Below are 16,110 nucleotides of genomic sequence, written 5' to 3'. Positions count from 1 at the left end.
TTATTAAAATATAATTAATACAATTTTAATTATATATGAAGTTATGTATAGTAACCAAAAATATCCTATGAATCTTTATGTCTTTTATCGCTGCGATAACAAAGTAGTGCGAGTAGTATTTAAATGCAAAAAAATATAGAAAGTAACTCTATGACTTATAAGGCTGTTAATGAGGCCTGTGGTGTGCATAGGCTGACATCACAGCAGGAATCTGTTCTGCGTGAGCGCGGTACAGAACCACCAAATTCAAGCAAACTTAATTCTGAAAAGCGTAGCGGTACATACTCATGCATTGGCTGCGGCAGTACTTTATTTGTGTCCGGGACAAAATATGAAAGCGGTAGTGGCTGGCCATCTTTTTACGCCCCGGTTTCTGGTGCGGTAGAAAGTATGGTTGATATTAGTAATGGTCTGGTGCGTACCGAGGTTGTTTGTTCAGTATGTAAGGGGCACCTTGGCCATGTTTTTCCTGATGGTCCGCCTCCTACCGGAGACCGTTACTGCATTAACGGGATTGTTCTCGATTTTTTGCCTGATGAAGGATAACTCGTGGTAATCGGGAGTAAAGGCGGACCAGAGGGTCATGCCTGACGTAGCGGGACACCCTGAAATATATTTCAGGCAGGTTGGTGACTATGACCTGGCTATCCGCGATGCAGGTGCGGGAGAAGGGCTTCCTCTGGTTCTGATTCACGGCTTTGGGGGCAGCATTAACAGCTGGTTTCTGACGCAGAATGCCCTTGCCGCTGGCCGGCGTGTCATTGCTTTTGACCTTCCTGGTCACGGCTCTTCGTGCCTGCATGTAGGGGAGGGTACATTACGGGCATTTGCCAGTATTGTTTCGCATATGCTGACAGAGATGGAGCTGCCACGGGTGCATCTTATGGGGCACTCGCTTGGAGGAGGGATAGCTCTTAGCCTCGCGCAGCTCAGGCCTGACCAGGCAGCGTCTCTCAGCCTGATTGCACCAGCAGCCCTTGGGGCTGAAGTGAATGCTGAGTTTCTTTACAATTTTATTGAAGCAGATGATCCGGCTGCTATGCGTCTGGTGCTGGAAAAGCTGGTCGCTGCAAAAATTCTTATTGGCCGTAAAGCCGTCGAAGATGTTTTGAGTAATCATAACGTCGCGGGTGTCAGAGAGGCCCTGCATCATATTGTGAATGCCTGTTTTGACGGAAGCAGGCAGCGTCAGATTCTGCGCTCCGTTTTTACGACGACTGATATCCCCGCTCAGGTGATCTGGGGTGTTGAGGATGCTATTTTACCTGGATCTCATGGGCAGGGTCTGCCACCACGTGTCACAGTGCATTTTCTGGAGGGGGCAGGGCATATGCCGCAGCTTGAAAAGGCAGCAGAGGTAAATGCGCTGATACGTTCTTTTTTAATGCGGGCTGAAGCAGAGGCCGGGCTTTGAGCCCGACACTCTGAATACGCACTCAGGAGGCAGAAAGGTTTACAATACCAATCTGTCCGCCTTCTGTACCAAAGCCCAGCAGGCAGCCATCAGCGCTATATGCCAGGGTAGTGACAGCACCATGTTTGCCCGTTGTGGTAACGGGCAGAACGCGCTGGCTTTCAGTCTCAATCAGCAGCACTGTGCCGTCAGAAAAACCAGCGGCAACGACATCCTGCTGAGGGTGGAATGCAACATAGGTGCACAGGGCACCACCGGCACCGGGAAGTTCTTTGGGGGCTTTACCCATTGGGCCACCACCAAAAAATGGCCACATAATAACGCAGTCTGCTCCACTGGTTGCCAGCCATTTTCCGTTTGAGGAAAAGGAGAGTGAGCGCACTTTGGAAGGATAACCGCTCATACGAATATTATGACCGTCAGACAGACGCCAGCCATGCAGGTCGTTATCCTGCATGGCGGTAATCAGAGCATCCCCTTTAGGATGTATGGCAATGCCGATATGGCTGCCTTTCCATTCCAGAACGCGGGCAGATTCGCTTTTAGGCTGAGTGAACCAGACTGATGCTCCGTTATAGTGAGAGGCCGCTATACGCTTGCCTTTGGCATCAAAAACAATTCCTGACACAGCTGAGGGGTGCTCGAGTGTTTTGACAAGTTTGCGGCCTGTTGCATCGCGCAGCTCAACCTGTTTACCTGTGGCAAGAGCAATGCAGCCGGTTTTGGCATCGACATGAGTGGCGACATGGTCAACCCAGCGGCGGCTTTTACTCAGCTCTTCAATCTCGCCATGCATATCAATGCGGCACAGACGGCCATCATCTCCGCCAGTCAGAAAACCGTGTGGGTCCGTGTCGGGGGCAATGCACAATGCCGAGCCGTCATGCACAGCGTGGGTGACCCAGGCAGAGGTTTCTGTCAGGTCAGCACGATGAATAACTATGACATCGCCTTCACCGGTGGTGAAAGCAAAACGCTGGCTATCGCGTGATGCTGTGCAGGCAATAATATGGCCGTTTACAACGCGTGAAGCACCGCGTTTATCAATCAGCCCGTGGATGGTGGGAGTGCTCATGCGATTGCGCAGCTTTCAAATCCACGCCGCAGCTGAGGACGGTTAAGGTTACGACCAATAAAGACCAGGCGTGATTCGCGCGGTTCATTCTCTTTCCATGGACCAATAGAATCACCATCAGCCATCATGTGCACGGCCTGAAAAGCAAAGCGGTCAGGCTGCCCTTCAAAATTCAGAATACCCTTGGTGCGCAACATGTCAGCTCCTTTTTCCTGGAGCAGGGCGCTGATCCAGAGCTGGAATTTATTGGCATCCAGCGGAGTTTTAAGGCTGAGAGAGACGCTGCTGATATCAGCTTCATGTTTATGCTCAGGGTGTTCGAGAAACTCAGGCATATTTTTAAGAACACGCTCAAGGTCAAAACCGCCCTGGTCGAGCACATCAGTCAGTTCGACGTTGCCCTTTTTTGTCCGGTGAACGGGAGCAATGCTGTTAATTGATTTGAGAGTTTTCTCCACAGCTTCGAGCTGTGCTTCGTCTGCCAGGTCGGTTTTGTTGAGAATCAGAACATCAGCAAAAGCTACCTGCTGGTGCGCTTCAGGGCTTTCTTTAAGGGTTTGCTCAATGTTCATAGCATCAATGACGGTAACGACGGCATCAAGGCGGGTTTTGCTTCGGACATCTTCGTCGGCAAAGAAAGTCTGAGCAACAGGGGCAGGGTCAGCCAGACCGGTTGTTTCAATAATAATGCCGTCAAATTTGCCACGGCGTTTCATCAGGCTGGTCAGAATACGGATAAGATCACCACGGACTGTGCAGCAGATGCAGCCGTTGTTCATTTCAAACACTTCTTCATCCGTATCGACAACCAGATCGTTATCAATACCAAGCTCGCCGTATTCATTGACGACAACCGCATATTTACGGCCGTGCTGAGCCGTTAGAATATGGTTGAGCATTGTTGTTTTTCCGGCACCAAGAAAGCCCGTGAGGACTGTGACGGGCACCAGAGCATCAGAAGTGGGAGAGTCAGACATCAAACAGGGTCTCCGTTAACGGCATGAAGTCGTTCTCATATAGGGTGCATTCTGACCTGATACCAGAGAAGAAGAGCAGAGTCCTCTGGCAGGCTCAGTTATGCCTCAGGAGGAAGCATGGTCGCGCATCACTTTGGCGGGCTGTGTATGCTGTGCACGACGTGGTGTGGCAGAGCGCAGGAATTTGACGGCCAGAGCACCGTAAAGAGCATGGCTGCAGATAGCGCGTGAAACGCCAAAGGCCAGGAATGCGCTGGCCAGCAGAGCGAGTGTAACCTGCTGGTTGTCACACATTTCCATAACAATGACAGTTGCTGTCAGGGGGGACTGCGTCACCCCGGCGAAGTAAGCGACAGTGCCCAGCAGCACGACAGCGCCCGGAGTGGAGTGTGGCAAAAACTGTGCGATCCATCCGCCAAGACCCGCACCGACAGAGAGTGAAGGCGCAAAGAGCCCGCCTGGTACACCAGAGCAGTAGGAAACAATGGTCGCGATATATTTGAGAATAAAATAGGACATGGGATAGTGCTGGGTGCCCATAATACTTTCCCGGGCCTGAAAATAACCTGTGCCGTATGTCATGCCGCCAGAGAGAACACCAATAACAGCCAGAACCAAACCGCATAGTGCAGCAAAAATAATCGGGTGTTGCATGATAAAGCGGCCGGCATAACCGGGAATGCCCCGTGAAATACGCACAAGGAGAGCAGAGAACAGCCCGCCTGTAACCCCGCCGACAATGCCGCAGACCAGAACAGCCAGCCAGCTGGCCCCCACCGGCACGACAGAGTCAGTATGCCCGAAATATGTGTAATTGCCGACCATAGCGATAGCCGTCACCCCGGCCAGCACGACGCAGGTCAGCATGGTGCCACTGGTGCGCTGCTCATAAGAATGAGCAAGCTCTTCAATCCCAAAAACAATACCAGCGAGCGGTGTATTAAAGGCTGCCGCAACCCCGGCGGCACCACCGGCTTTGATCAGAGCATGCTGGCGCATGGGGTCATTGATTTTCATAAACCGGCCGACAGTGTGCATGATAGATGCACCAACCTGAACAGTCGGTCCTTCACGCCCGATAGAAGCCCCCGAAAGCAGCCCCAGTGTCGTGAGGAGAATTTTGGCAAAAGCAATACGAAGGGACAAAACCTTATCAATGGTTTTGAAGTCGTGCAGATGCAGGCACGCAATCGCCTGGGGGATACCACTGCCCTGTGCACCGCGAAACCATTTGACTGTCAGCCATGAGGAGAGAGCCATGCCACAGGGCGTGACCAGCAGCATAAGCAGAGGGCTGATGGCAATGATATGACTGCGCAGATGCGCCGCTTTATCAGCTATGGCAGCAAAACCAACCGCTACAATCCCCACCATCACAGCACCTGACCAGTAAATCAGCTTACGGCGCCAGCTTGCTGTTCCGGCTTTTGCCTGCTCACGAATATGACGGAGCTGTGCGGAGGCGGCTGTCATGCTGGACGGCATGGGAAATCCTGAGGCTTAGTAAAAGATGCGGGTGCTCTTAGCACGTTCCCTTTATAAAGAAAGATATCTCTGTGCCTTACCGGCCTGATTATAAGGGAAAGTGCACCCTGGCAGCCGATAATAGTTTAATTTGTTGCCGGACGTGGCCAGAAAACAATACCTTCATGCTTGGCCATGTTGTCAGGTTCGACGTGAATATGTACCAGGGTGTTGCCCATCTGCCTGCTGAGTTCCTGCTCAATGAGGTCGCAGATATCATGGGCTTCTGTCACGGTCATATTGCCCGGTACAATCAGGTGAAAGTCAAGAAACGTCATGGCTCCGATGACGCGTGTGCGGATGTCATGTGCCTCAATCGCCCCTTTGCCTTTTAAGGCAATAATATCGCAGATCTGCTCAATAGTTTCAGGGGCAGGAGCCTGATCCATCAGGCCGGCGATAGAGTCGCGCATAACACCCCAGCCCACACGCAGTACGTTAAGGGCAATCAGGCCGGCGAGAATGGAATCGAGCCGCTCCCAGCCCGTGAGGGGAATAAGTGTGATACCCGCAATCAGACCTGCACCTGTCCAGACATCAGAGAGAACATGCTGCCCACCGGCAATCAGAGCAGGTGAGCGGCGCTTTCTGCCCGCACGCAGCATCACCATGCCCCATATAAGGTTTACCAGTGTTGCCGCACCATTGAGCGCAATCCCTTCATAAGGGGCAGTCGGCGGGTGCGGGTGCTGCCAGCCCAGCCACGCTTCCCGTGCAATGATGAAGGCTGTGAGCAGAACCAGCGTACCTTCAGCAACGGCTGAGAGATATTCTGCTTTATAATGGCCATAAGTGTGGTTGTGGTCTGCCGGGCGGGCAGCAATGCTCAGAGCCCACAGCCCTCCCACGGCAGAAACAACGTTGATGATGGTTTCAATCGCATCAGAATACAGTGCGATACTGCCACTGACAGCCCATGCAGCATATTTCAGACTCAGGGCGACAAGGCTGACCAGAAGGCTGTATATGGCAATGCTTTTGTTGCTTTCAGGCAGAGAGAGACCCAAGGGTAACAGCTTTCTTTCAGAGAGGGAGATGGAAGAGACAGTCCAGGTCTCAGACTGAATCAGGGTCTGTCAGACGGCATGACGGAACGTACCCGGCACTTTCTATTTGTATCGTCGCATGTGCGATACGAAAACGGCTGAGCAGTGTTTCATGAATACCTGTGAGCATATTGTCTGACGTTTCAGCCGGTTTATCAGATGTAACGGAGGAGCGCACCAGGTGTACTGTCAGGGCTGTTTCGGTGGTGCTGAGTGGCCAGATGTGCAGGTCATGCAGGTCCTCAACACCGGGGGAGGAGAGCAGAAACTCTTTTACTGCGGTGTAATCAACCGAGGCCGGTACGGCATCCATAGCCATGCGCATGGCATCACGTAACAGCTTCCACGTGGTCAGGGCGATAAGGGCTGAAATGATAATGCTGACAACAGGGTCAATCCAGGCTTTGCCGGTCAGCAGCATAAACCAGCCGGCAACCACCACAGCCAGAGAAATGACGGCATCTGACATCAGGTGCAGAAAAGCTGCGCGGATATTGAGGTCATGTTTTTGCCCTGCTGCAAAAAGCAGGGCTGAGCCCCCGTTGATAAGAATACCAAGGGCGGCGACAATCATCACGGTTTTGCCAGCTACAGGTGTGGGGTCAGAAAGGCGAAGAATAGCTTCCCATGCGACACCGCCGGTAACAAGCAGCAGCACGACTGCATTGCTCAGAGCAGCCAGTACAGATGAGCGGCGTAGGCCATAGGTAAATTGTGTATCAGGAGAACGCTTAGAGAGTGTGTCTGCCAGCCAGGCGGCTCCCAGTGCCAGAATGTCTGATAAATTATGACCGGCATCAGACAGCAGCGCCAGCGAGTGTGAAAGCAGGCCCCAGACTACCTCTGCTCCGGTATAAATGGTATTAACCAGGATACCGATGGCAAACGCCATGCCAAATGATGCCGGCGCATGTGAGTGTGCGCTGAACCAGCCGTGACTATGGTCATGATCATGGTCGTGATGCTCGCCGTGGTGGTGATCATGATTGTGTTCATGATCATTGTGGCTGTGCGTGCAGTGTGCGTGGGTATCAGCTTCATGGCTGTCAACGGCATCTGTATGCTGATGCGAAGAGGGCACTTTGACCATAAAATGTTTCTCTCCTTGGCAGAGTGGCTTTTCGATCGCTGATTGCATCTGTAAGCCATCAGCCACGGGAAGCCGGTGTTATGCCGGTGTTTTTTGTTTACCACATCTGATAAGGGCCGCGCCATGCTTCGACTGACAGAATTGCAGCTTCCGCTTGATCACTCACCGGAAGAACTGGAGGAAGCTATCTGTCAGAAACTTTCAGTTTCTTCGGAAGAACTGGAGGAGTTCAGTGTGTTTCGACGCGGGCATGATGCCCGCAGGCGTCACGCTGTGCGGCTGGTGTACACCATTGACTGCACCGTGAAGGATGAAGCCGGTGTACTGGCTCGCTATAAAGCAGCCTACCCGCGTGACACGCATGTCGCAGTCAGCCCGGATATGAGCTGGACCCCGCCGGTAAGTGACGGTGAGGTCTGTGCCTCAAAACCAGGTTATCGCCGCCCGATAGTGATTGGTGCCGGGCCCTGTGGTTTTATGGCCGCGCTGATGCTGGCCCGTATGGGCTTGCGGCCATTATTGCTTGAGCGCGGTAAAATTGTGCGCGAACGTACGGTTGATACCTTCGCCCTGTGGCGTCGTTCAGTGCTGACGCCTGAAAGCAATGTGCAGTTTGGTGAGGGAGGTGCAGGCACTTTTTCTGACGGTAAATTATATAGTCAGGTGCGTGACCCGCGTTTTCTCGGCCGTCAGGTTTTGCGTGAATTTGTGAAGGCCGGCGCGCCTGAAGAGATTTTATATCTTGCTCATCCGCACATTGGTACCTTTCGTCTGGTGTCAATGGTTGAGCATATTCGCGCAGAAATAGAGGCAGCCGGAGGGGAGTATCGTTTTGGCTGCCGTGTTGATGCGCTCGCTCTTGATCCGGCTACCAGAGCGATCCGTGGCGTGACGCTGGCCAGTGGTGAAACTATTGAGTCCGATCATGTCGTGCTGGCTGTCGGGCACAGTGCACGTGATACTTTTGCTATGCTGGCAGAAAGTGGTGTGGAGATGAAGGCCAAGTCGTTCTCCATGGGGGTACGCATTGAGCATCCGCAGTCGGTTATTGATACTGCCAGGTTTGGCAGCAGTGCCGGGCATGAGCTGCTGGGTGCGGCAGAATATCGGCTGGTGCACCATGCCAGCAATGGTCGTGGTGTTTATTCTTTCTGTATGTGCCCAGGGGGAACAGTTGTCGCCGCGGCCTCTGAGGAGGGGCATGTGGTTACAAATGGCATGAGCCAGTACAGCCGTGCTGAGCGTAATGCGAATTCTGGCATGGTTGTCGATTTACGCCCTGGGGAGGATTATCCTGATGACCCGCTGGCTGGCATTGCTTTTCAGCGTCACTGGGAGCGGCAGGCTTTTCTGGCTGGTGGCGGAGATTATAAAGCCCCGGCTCAGAGAGTGGGTGACTTTCTGGCTGGTCGGCCTTCTGTCAGCCTGGGAACTGTCGTGCCCTCCTACAAACCGGGTGTAACACCGACGGATCTGTCAAAATGTTTGCCGGCTTTTGCCGTCGAGGCCCTGCGTGAAGCTCTGCCGCTGTTCGATCGTAAGCTCAAAGGTTTTGCGATGGAGGATGCGGTGATGACCGGTGTCGAAACCCGCACGTCGTCTCCTTTGCGTATTCCGCGCGGGGAGGATTGTCAGTCTCTCAACACGCCGGGTCTGTTCCCCGCAGGTGAGGGGGCCGGGTATGCCGGTGGTATTCTCTCCGCCGGGATTGATGGTATCCGTATTGCTGAGGCTGTAGCACTGGCTATCACAGGGCGCCGCGCTGAAGGTGCCGCCCTGCGATAAGAACAACCCGGTTAATGAGCTTTTATAAAGGCATCAACCAGCTCGATAAAGCGGGCCGGGGCATCGGCGTGAATCCAGTGTCCGGCCTTTTCGATTGTCTCCAGCGTATAGTGCGGGAAAAGCTGACGCATCATAGGGAAGTTATGCGGTTGAATATAAGGTGACAGCTCCCCTTTGATGAATAAGGCCGGCCCTTCATAGTGTGTGTCAGGAGGGAAGTCAGGCCAGCCCATAACTGCGGGAAGGCTCTGAAATATATCATGCAGACCGATGGACCAGCCTGGTGTTTCACCCAGCGTGAGGTTTTGCATCATAAGCTGGCGTACAGAATCATTGGGAATAAGCGGACGCAGCAGAGCATCTGCTTCTTTGCGGTCGAGCCTGGCAGGAAAATTAACATGTTCCAGCCCGGATGAGAGATCCATGTTTGCAAAGCCGCCGGCGCCCGGGGCAATATCACCAACAATCAGGCTATGAACCATCTCGGGGTGTGTTAACGCCAGGGTCATGGCGGTTTTGCCCCCCATAGAGTGGCCGAGCAGGATAACAGGTTCAGTCGTGAAATGTCGTATCGTTTCGCGCACATCCTCTGCCATGATCTGGTAGGTCATGGGGCCATGGGGACTTTTGCCATGATTGCGCAGATCAATAGCCAGAGTGCGGTGGGTTACAGCCAGGTGACGCTGCGCAAAACCAAGATTACGTGCCTGCCCGAACAGACCATGTATGAGCACAATAGTCGGAAGTGGTGTGTCAGAGGCGGGCAGCGTATCGGGGTTACGCTCGATGACATTGAGAAGCACGATAGGTCGGGCCTTTTCAGTTTCAGGACTGAGCAGGTCGGGCCTGCTCGTAAAGCAGGCGAAATGTGGCCCATAGATGCGTTTGTGGCGAGAGCTGAATAAAATTTTTCTCATCACCTCATAGCGAGCACACTTTGATTGTTAGTTTTTTCTTGGTGTCTTTGAGAGAATTGTTTCTAATGCAGTCTCAGAGGCGTCTGACGGCAAATAAAAAATCTATGCGCCTTACCATCTTGATGGAGTAAAGAAGATGAGGCGCTGTCTGGTTATTGTGGGCCGGCCTGAAAATGCAGAAGAAATGCTGAATTTCGTTAGTGGGATAGCCGCACGTCTGCAGCCTGATTGTATTGATTTCATGGCACTGCGTGAACCACCAGGGGACGGATTAAGCCTGCTTACAGAAAGCAGCACTGTTTTACTCAGAGAGGACCAGGCAGACTGGGCTGAGGCCTGGCGTGCCAGAGTGAATTTGTGGCGTCAGAACCTGTATCAGGCTGTTACAGATGGTATTTTTCCTGAAATTAACTGGCTGGCACCTGAGGCTAAGGCTGATGTGATTATTCCGGTTTTTGGAAGAGATGCTGACCTTCTGATACTCAACCTGCCCCAGGAGAGAGATACAGAACATCAGAAGCAGATTCTCAGAAGTGCTGTTTTTGAAACAGGCAGACCACTTTTGCTTGTGCCAGATGGCTGGAGAGGGAGCTGCTGCGATAATATTATGTTGTCATGGAAGCAGTCTGACTGTGCCCGCCGGGCCTTTGAAGCTTCGCGCCCGTTACTTGCCGGTGCTGCTGTGCATGTTCTGGTGAATGGAGAGGACCCCTGGCCTTATGACATCATGCCAGAGGTTAATGTGACGGATGTACGTGTCGTTCGGTTAAGCTCACCCACAGCAGCAGGAGCAACGATTTTAGGCGAAGCCCGCCGCTGGCAGGCTGACCTGATTGTTATGGGGGGGTATAAACATGCTGCTTTGCATAACCGGCTGGTGAGCAGCACGACGGGCTATGTGCTGCACAACTCAGTTCTGCCTGTTTTTTTACAGCATTAACGCGCGTCTTTTACGATCGTTCGGTAAAACCATAACGCCAGCAGGCAAAATACCAGTAATCCCATTGCTGAGGCCACGGGAGCCGGTACCCATGCGGCCAGTGAGAGGGCGTCATCTTTGCCAAGCGTGCATGAGATAAAAGCCAGCACAACGCCGGTCAGGCTCTCACCCACAATAAAGCCCGAGGCCAGCATGGTGCCGGTCCCTGCGTCGTGTTCAGGCAGGCTCTGAGGCAGTGTTGTGCTGTCATCCTGTATATTTTTTGTGTGCAGGTGACGTTTAATGGCCCAGCCCAGCACTGCACCGGCTGCCAGGGTAACGCTGACAGAGGGAGGCAGATAAATGCCGATCGCAACCCCCAGCGGGGGCAGTGCCAGGGCACGTTTGCGTAACAGCAGGTCAATAATAATCAGAATACAGCCAAGCCCCATGCCCAGTGACAGCATGGACCAGTCAAGCGAATGCGTAAAAATGCCTTTTGTAATAAGTGTAATTAATGCCGGCTGCGGGGCAGAGAGCGCGTGTGAGGGGTCCATCCCGGGGCGGGGCATATAACCCGCAAAACCATATGCCTGGTAGAGAATATTCAGCACCGGGGGGATAACTGCCGCACCAACGACGCAGCCGGCAATCAGGGCAATTTGCTGTTTCCAGGGGGAGGCACCAACAAGCTGACCTGTTTTAAGATCTTGCAGGTTATCGTTTGAAATGGCTGCCGTTGCGGTAATGGCAGACAGAATGAGAATGGTGAAGCCTGTTGCAAGCTTTTGCTGGTCGAGCATCATATGGGCAGGCATAAGCCGGAAGGCTTCCAGGGCCAGCAGCATCAGGGCAGAGAGCATCGCTGCGATAATAATAATGCCTGATATTGGTGAGGAAGATGAGCCGACAATTCCTGCCATATAGCCGCATGTAGCCGCCATGATAAAACCGAAGATAATGCAGAATAAAACAGATGCAATGACGACTGGCCAGATCGGGTCAGATGACGGGGTAAGAAAAAAAGTAAACAGGCTGCCCAGCATTACTGTTGTCAGTCCGAGCAGAGCAAGCAGGCTGCGGAAAGAGAGGTCTTTATCTCCCTCCGGGCCGGTAGAGGTCTGATGGCGTGTACGCACAATACTTTGCAGCCCGCGGGCTACTGGCTTTGCCAGCTCAACCAGTGTCCAGACAGAGGCCATAGCGATAGCGCCGGCGCCGACAAAACGCACTTTATGCAACCAGACAGACTGTGCAAATGCAGAGGGGACAAGATGTTCAGGGTTAGGTGTATGGGCTGTAAGCCATGGCACGCCACCGCCCCATGCCAGAACACAGCCGAAAAGCATGGCCAGTCCACCGGTTAGCCCGACCAGGTAGCCAGCACCCAGTAGTGCCAGAGAGAGGCCGCCTGTTATCTGAAACACGGCAGCGCCTGCGCTGGCTGTAACTGATACACTGTCTGACAACAGGCGCAGGCCATTGCTGCCTAATGTAAACAGGGCAGCGGCTGTGCTGCCTTTGATCAGCGCATTAAGTCCTTTTTTGTTTTCGCCTGAATTGCCGGCACGCAAAATTTCTGCTGCTGCTACGCCTTCAGGGTAAGGCAAAGCGCTGTCTGCCACCAGTGCGCGACGGAGCGGAACAGTGAATAAAACCCCTGCGATACCCCCTGCGAGAGAGATGCCTGCGGTCTGCCAGAATGGGAAATGGCTCCATATTCCTGTCATGATGAGACCGGGAAAGGTGGCAAAAACGCACGATAGCGTGCCGGCAGCTGAGGCCTGACTTTGAACAATGTTATTTTCAAGAACAGAGCTGCGCCCCAGAGCACGCAGAACAGCCATTGAAATAACAGCTGCCGGAATAGAAGAGGCAAAGGTCAGGCCAATACGCAAACCCAGATAAATATTTGATGCTGTAAAAACAACAGTAATAAGTGCGCCAAGAATAAGCGCGCGCAGTGTGAGTTCTCTGGTGGTTCTGGCAGGTGACGACATTTCTCTGATCTCGTTATACAGGCAGGCGGATGAGCTTTACTAAAGAGATATCACCTGTCTGTCTGCCTGAAAATGAAATGAAGTCGTAATGAAAGGTAATCCTGGCCCGGCATGATCAGAATGTTACGTCAGCAGTGCCCAGAACAAACGCTCCTGAAGACGCCCCCGACTGTACCAGTGCTTTTGAAGCAAAAACATACTCAGCGCCAATGCTGTAGGTCAGGTTTCTGGTAGCCCGCCACGTAAAGTTAGCTTGCGGCAGGGTAGCGCTGTAGCCACCGTGAGGGCGAAAATTATAGGCAGTGCTGGCGTTGTTATACACAGCATCATTTGTAGTATGTCTCCATACAACCGGCACTTTCAGAAGCAGGCTTGTGTTCTGTGTGGGCGCCAGGGTGATAACCGGCCCTACGTCAATGACGTTTGACAGGCCGAATGCAACGCTCTGGTCAAGATAAAAGGCAGTGGGAACAAACGGGCTGAGAAAGCCCCCCCATTTGCTGGTGGCATTTTTGTGCATGTTGCCGCCTGAGATATCATCTGCCTGTATACCAATTGCTGGTCTGCTCCACCATTTGCTAAAACGCCAGGCGACTGTCGCATTCAGAAAATAGGCTGAAACTGAGCGTTTTGGTCCATTGTTTGCTGCCTGAAAATTACCGCCCTGCCACATAGCACCAGTTGAAAATTCAACGTGACCAGCGTTGCCCCATATTTTTACACCAGGTGTATCGCGGTGGGTTGAACCCGCAATGTTGCTGGTTGCCCCTGGTATGGAGCTGTTAGCCAGCAGATAGCCCATGTAGAAAGCATCAATAAAAATCTGGCTTTTTTGCCCCATCAACTGGAATTTTGGTAAGGCGTAAGATGTATAGGCACCAAATAATCGTGTTTTCCATCCGACTTTATTGCGAAATGCAACAGGGTTACTGGTATCTGTAAGCATAAGATCAAAAATATCGACCCTGAAATTTTTCCAGAAAGCATACCCGCGTAAACCGTTCCATGAATAGGGTACGGTCGGGTAGACTGACCCTGCCGTGATGTAGGCAGGTGCATCAAGAAAGACCATGCGCCCGGCCATGGCGCCCATAGTTGCACCGAGCATATGCCCTTTAACTTCGATAAAAGCCTGTTGTGCGTCAATTTTACTGCGCCAGCGTCCGCCTGCATATCCGTAGTAGTTAACGCCCCCGGCCTGCCCACTAAGAAGTTCTCCATACAGGCGTACGTGCTTCCCAAGATGTAAGTCTGCACCTGCGCTCCAGCGCAGTGTATTACGATATGCCGGGGATTTTCGTACTGTACCCAGACCGGCTTTCTGGTCATAAAAATTACGATTTTCAAAATTAGCGCTGAGGGTCATGTAAACAGTTTCATCCTTATTAAAAGGAATGAATTTCAGAGCCTCGAGCGATTTATTCCGGTTTTTGTCATTGCGCAGACGAGACCAGTCTTCAGCCCATCGTACATTCGAGTAGTAAGCCACAGTGCCCCAGCCTGCCGCCGCTCCTGAGTTGGTATTGAATACGCCCCATGGCCCCTGGTGCAGCAGGCTGGGAGGGACCGCGTTCAGCTCGAGCATTTGCGGGTAGCCATAAGCCTCTGAACGGCTGCTGAGGGGAGGCAGCATTTCAGCATCCCAGAAGCTACTTTCTTTTGCAGGCTTCTGTGCAGGAGATCGGCTTTGATTATGTGGTGCGGTTACACTGCTGATTGTGGCAATCTGACCGTGAGTGTGATGGCGTACGAGCGTTGACGCAGGGGAGTGTGGGTTTATCAGTGGTGTGGTTGCGTCTTTTGCGTGAGCGGAAGCGCTTATCACTGTTGTCAGCAGTATGAAGGAACAGGGCAGTAAACAGGGCCCGAAACCTGCTTTAAGCAGAGAAAGGTGTTTTTTTTCCATAATATGCCCGGATGAAATATGTCACGAGGGTAGGAAATAAAAATTTTCTTATTTCAGGTAGTAACGACACATAATTACACAATTCTTTAGTGTGTAGAAGGCCGGTTGTATATTACTGTGTGGTGACCTGATAGTGTCTTCGGGCAAGAAAACGGACTGTTCGCATGTGCTGGTCAGTGAACATAATTTCAAACTCTTCCTGGTAGCATAGTTAGGTATTGTATCCGGCTATGCTTATTATTTTTTTTCTGCGTTCAACGTATATGAGATATGTATTGATGTCATATCTCATTTACGTGTGTTAAGAATTTTTTGTTTTCAGAAGCTGTTATGGTTGCTTTGTCTGAGCGCATTAAGACAGTCGTTAACACGAGAGGCCAGCCTTACGTCATGCAGGTTGCTTAACGCTTCGCGGGTCCGGTTTTGCCATGCGTGAGACATGCCGGCTGCATTGCACAGCCCTTCTAACCTGAACGCGCCGCCTGGTGTGGCATCGGTGTATTCTGATGCACTCAGAATCTGTACGGGGTGCCTGGGCAGGTTGTAGCGGGCTGTCTGCAACAGTGAGCGGTTTGTTGCCGGGTCTGCCAGGGGTAGCAATGCGGCAACAACTTCGCGGGTATTATCCTGCCCGGTGGTGATAACCTTTCTGACCTGCGACCAGTCATGTGCTTTATCAAGGTCTCTGGCTGTCTGCCTTACACCACTCTCTTTGATCATATTCATAAGATGTTCTGATGAGGTTACCGTCTTCGCTGGCGCTGGTATATCAGCGGGCTTTTCCCGGCTTGTTAAAACGATAAGCCCAAGGGTACAGCCAATAAGGAGTGTCAGAGCAAGCGTGCGGCCCGGTTTCATTCTGCGCCTCTTTTCCGAAGTATATTTTTTAAATTTTGTTTTTGAGAGTGTTAAGGTCATCATCTGCGGAATGATCAGGTGGTTAACAGCATGTAAAGCAGCGTAGTCCTTCTGTTAGTGTTTGTTATTGCTGCCTATGAAGCCGTTACAAAATGGCTTCAGAAAGGCACGAGAAAGGTAAGGTTGCGGCAGAAAAAGGCGTGTCTTAAAGGCAACGGTTAAAAGAGGAGGGAGCGGGAGAGCTGTTGATCGTGTGGGTTATGTTGCGGTATCAGGCCTGAACGTCACATTATGCTCTGGTGAGCAGACTGGCTCTGGCCCGTAACTTTTTTCTGAGGATCATGATCATGAGTAACAGTCCTTCTCCTTCCGAAATTACCCGCCTGCAGGTCGCATTGCGCCGTCTTCTGGGGTCACCCGGTCTGACAGTTAACCCGCCGCCACGTGCTGGTATGTCAGTTGAGCTGGCTGTTCACGGCGAGGTTATAGGCACTATTCATCGTGATGATGAAGAGGGGGAAATTTCTTATGCAGTTAATCTGATTCTGCTTGAAGAAGATCTTCCGGCTGCCAGCTGATTAAAGCATCTGTCTGAAGGC

The 16,110-nt window shown here is 52.1% G+C and carries 14 protein-coding genes; 5 read left to right on the top strand and 9 right to left on the bottom strand.

The genetic code is table 11. From position 1 onward, the window contains the following. Positions 1-150: 150 nt before the first annotated feature. Together msrB and HK25_RS04495 are read left to right on the top strand one after the other, a co-directional pair. Positions 151-546, top strand: a complete 396-nt coding sequence (gene msrB / locus HK25_RS04500; protein WP_086553716.1) for a peptide-methionine (R)-S-oxide reductase MsrB — start codon at positions 151-153, stop codon at positions 544-546. 37 nt (positions 547-583) lie between these two features. Beyond that, entirely contained in the window at positions 584-1,414 is an 831-nt protein-coding gene (locus tag HK25_RS04495; RefSeq protein WP_086635454.1) for an alpha/beta fold hydrolase, read from the top strand. Positions 1,415-1,436: 22 nt separating this feature from the next. On the opposite strand, the gene HK25_RS04490 is transcribed toward HK25_RS04495, so the two are convergent. The 5 genes from HK25_RS04490 to HK25_RS04470 form a co-directional block, all read right to left on the bottom strand. Then, positions 1,437-2,489 carry a WD40 repeat domain-containing protein gene (locus HK25_RS04490; RefSeq protein ID WP_086635453.1) on the bottom strand — a complete coding sequence of 351 codons (1,053 nt, stop codon included), beginning with the start codon at positions 2,487-2,489 and terminating at the stop codon, positions 1,437-1,439. Beyond that, positions 2,486-3,466: a GTP-binding protein gene (locus HK25_RS04485; RefSeq protein ID WP_086635452.1), complete on the bottom strand. Its 981-nt coding sequence runs from the start codon at positions 3,464-3,466 to the stop codon at positions 2,486-2,488. Before HK25_RS04485 ends, HK25_RS04490 begins: the two co-directional genes overlap by 4 nt. Before the next feature lie 105 nt (positions 3,467-3,571). Further along, positions 3,572-4,951 (bottom strand): chloride channel protein, encoded by a 1,380-nt coding sequence (locus tag HK25_RS04480; RefSeq protein WP_173559773.1) that lies wholly within the window; start codon positions 4,949-4,951, stop codon positions 3,572-3,574. Between the two features lie 125 nt (positions 4,952-5,076). Beyond that, complete coding sequence (locus tag HK25_RS04475; protein WP_369822903.1) at positions 5,077-5,997, bottom strand: cation diffusion facilitator family transporter; 921 nt, start codon at positions 5,995-5,997, stop codon at positions 5,077-5,079. Between the two features lie 49 nt (positions 5,998-6,046). Then, positions 6,047-7,126: a cation diffusion facilitator family transporter gene (locus HK25_RS04470; protein WP_233127685.1), complete on the bottom strand. Its 1,080-nt coding sequence runs from the start codon at positions 7,124-7,126 to the stop codon at positions 6,047-6,049. 123 nt (positions 7,127-7,249) lie between these two features. On the opposite strand from HK25_RS04470, the gene HK25_RS04465 reads away from it, so the two are divergent. Further along, on the top strand, positions 7,250-8,911 hold the full coding sequence (locus HK25_RS04465) for an NAD(P)/FAD-dependent oxidoreductase (protein ID WP_086635451.1): 1,662 nt from the start codon (positions 7,250-7,252) through the stop codon (positions 8,909-8,911). A gap of 11 nt (positions 8,912-8,922) precedes the next feature. Here HK25_RS04465 and HK25_RS04460 read toward each other — a convergent pair whose 3' ends face one another. Continuing rightward, on the bottom strand, positions 8,923-9,714 hold the full coding sequence (locus HK25_RS04460; protein WP_086635512.1) for an alpha/beta fold hydrolase: 792 nt from the start codon (positions 9,712-9,714) through the stop codon (positions 8,923-8,925). Positions 9,715-9,964: 250 nt separating this feature from the next. Between HK25_RS04460 and HK25_RS04455 the strand changes: the two genes are divergently transcribed. Then, complete coding sequence (locus HK25_RS04455; protein WP_086635450.1) at positions 9,965-10,768, top strand: universal stress protein; 804 nt, start codon at positions 9,965-9,967, stop codon at positions 10,766-10,768. Here HK25_RS04455 and HK25_RS04450 read toward each other — a convergent pair. The 3 genes from HK25_RS04450 to HK25_RS04440 all read right to left on the bottom strand — a co-directional run bounded on the left by HK25_RS04450 (position 10,765) and on the right by HK25_RS04440 (position 15,511). Continuing rightward, the gene (locus HK25_RS04450) at positions 10,765-12,747 is read right to left on the bottom strand and encodes an OPT family oligopeptide transporter (RefSeq protein ID WP_086635449.1); all 1,983 of its coding nucleotides are present in this window, start codon (positions 12,745-12,747) and stop codon (positions 10,765-10,767) included. The two genes, HK25_RS04455 and HK25_RS04450, sit on opposite strands and share 4 nt — an antisense overlap. A 115-nt stretch (positions 12,748-12,862) precedes the next feature. Next, complete coding sequence (locus HK25_RS04445) at positions 12,863-14,653, bottom strand: alginate export family protein (protein WP_086635448.1); 1,791 nt, start codon at positions 14,651-14,653, stop codon at positions 12,863-12,865. Positions 14,654-14,971: 318 nt separating this feature from the next. Further along, on the bottom strand, positions 14,972-15,511 hold the full coding sequence (locus HK25_RS04440) for a hypothetical protein (protein WP_143295960.1): 540 nt from the start codon (positions 15,509-15,511) through the stop codon (positions 14,972-14,974). A 347-nt stretch (positions 15,512-15,858) separates the two neighbouring features. Here HK25_RS04440 and HK25_RS04435 point away from each other — a divergent pair, with 347 nt between their 5' ends. Next, the gene (locus HK25_RS04435) at positions 15,859-16,089 is read left to right on the top strand and encodes a DUF3126 family protein (RefSeq protein ID WP_086553720.1); all 231 of its coding nucleotides are present in this window, start codon (positions 15,859-15,861) and stop codon (positions 16,087-16,089) included. Positions 16,090-16,110 lie beyond the last annotated feature (21 nt).

Origin of the sequence: Acetobacter sp. DsW_059 (genome assembly GCF_002153695.1) — a bacterium.
Taxonomy (GTDB): Bacteria; Pseudomonadota; Alphaproteobacteria; order Acetobacterales; family Acetobacteraceae; genus Acetobacter; species Acetobacter thailandicus.
This window is presented reverse-complemented; position numbering and strand designations above follow the sequence as displayed.

Excerpts from the sequence above, each read along its gene's own strand:
- HK25_RS04485 (WP_086635452.1), bottom strand. The coding sequence starts at position 3,466 with ATGTCTGACTCTCCCACTTCTGATGCTCTGGTGCCCGTCACAGTCCTC.
- HK25_RS04445 (WP_086635448.1), bottom strand. The coding sequence starts at position 14,653 with ATGGAAAAAAAACACCTTTCTCTGCTTAAAGCAGGTTTCGGGCCCTGT.
- HK25_RS04435 (WP_086553720.1), top strand. The coding sequence starts at position 15,859 with ATGAGTAACAGTCCTTCTCCTTCCGAAATTACCCGCCTGCAGGTCGCA.
- HK25_RS04450 (WP_086635449.1), bottom strand. The coding sequence starts at position 12,747 with ATGTCGTCACCTGCCAGAACCACCAGAGAACTCACACTGCGCGCGCTT.
- HK25_RS04490 (WP_086635453.1), bottom strand. The coding sequence starts at position 2,489 with ATGAGCACTCCCACCATCCACGGGCTGATTGATAAACGCGGTGCTTCA.
- HK25_RS04480 (WP_173559773.1), bottom strand. The coding sequence starts at position 4,951 with ATGCCGTCCAGCATGACAGCCGCCTCCGCACAGCTCCGTCATATTCGT.
- HK25_RS04470 (WP_233127685.1), bottom strand. The coding sequence starts at position 7,126 with ATGGTCAAAGTGCCCTCTTCGCATCAGCATACAGATGCCGTTGACAGC.
- HK25_RS04455 (WP_086635450.1), top strand. The coding sequence starts at position 9,965 with ATGAGGCGCTGTCTGGTTATTGTGGGCCGGCCTGAAAATGCAGAAGAA.
- HK25_RS04495 (WP_086635454.1), top strand. The coding sequence starts at position 584 with ATGCCTGACGTAGCGGGACACCCTGAAATATATTTCAGGCAGGTTGGT.
- msrB (WP_086553716.1), top strand. The coding sequence starts at position 151 with ATGACTTATAAGGCTGTTAATGAGGCCTGTGGTGTGCATAGGCTGACA.
- HK25_RS04440 (WP_143295960.1), bottom strand. The coding sequence starts at position 15,511 with ATGAAACCGGGCCGCACGCTTGCTCTGACACTCCTTATTGGCTGTACC.
- HK25_RS04465 (WP_086635451.1), top strand. The coding sequence starts at position 7,250 with ATGCTTCGACTGACAGAATTGCAGCTTCCGCTTGATCACTCACCGGAA.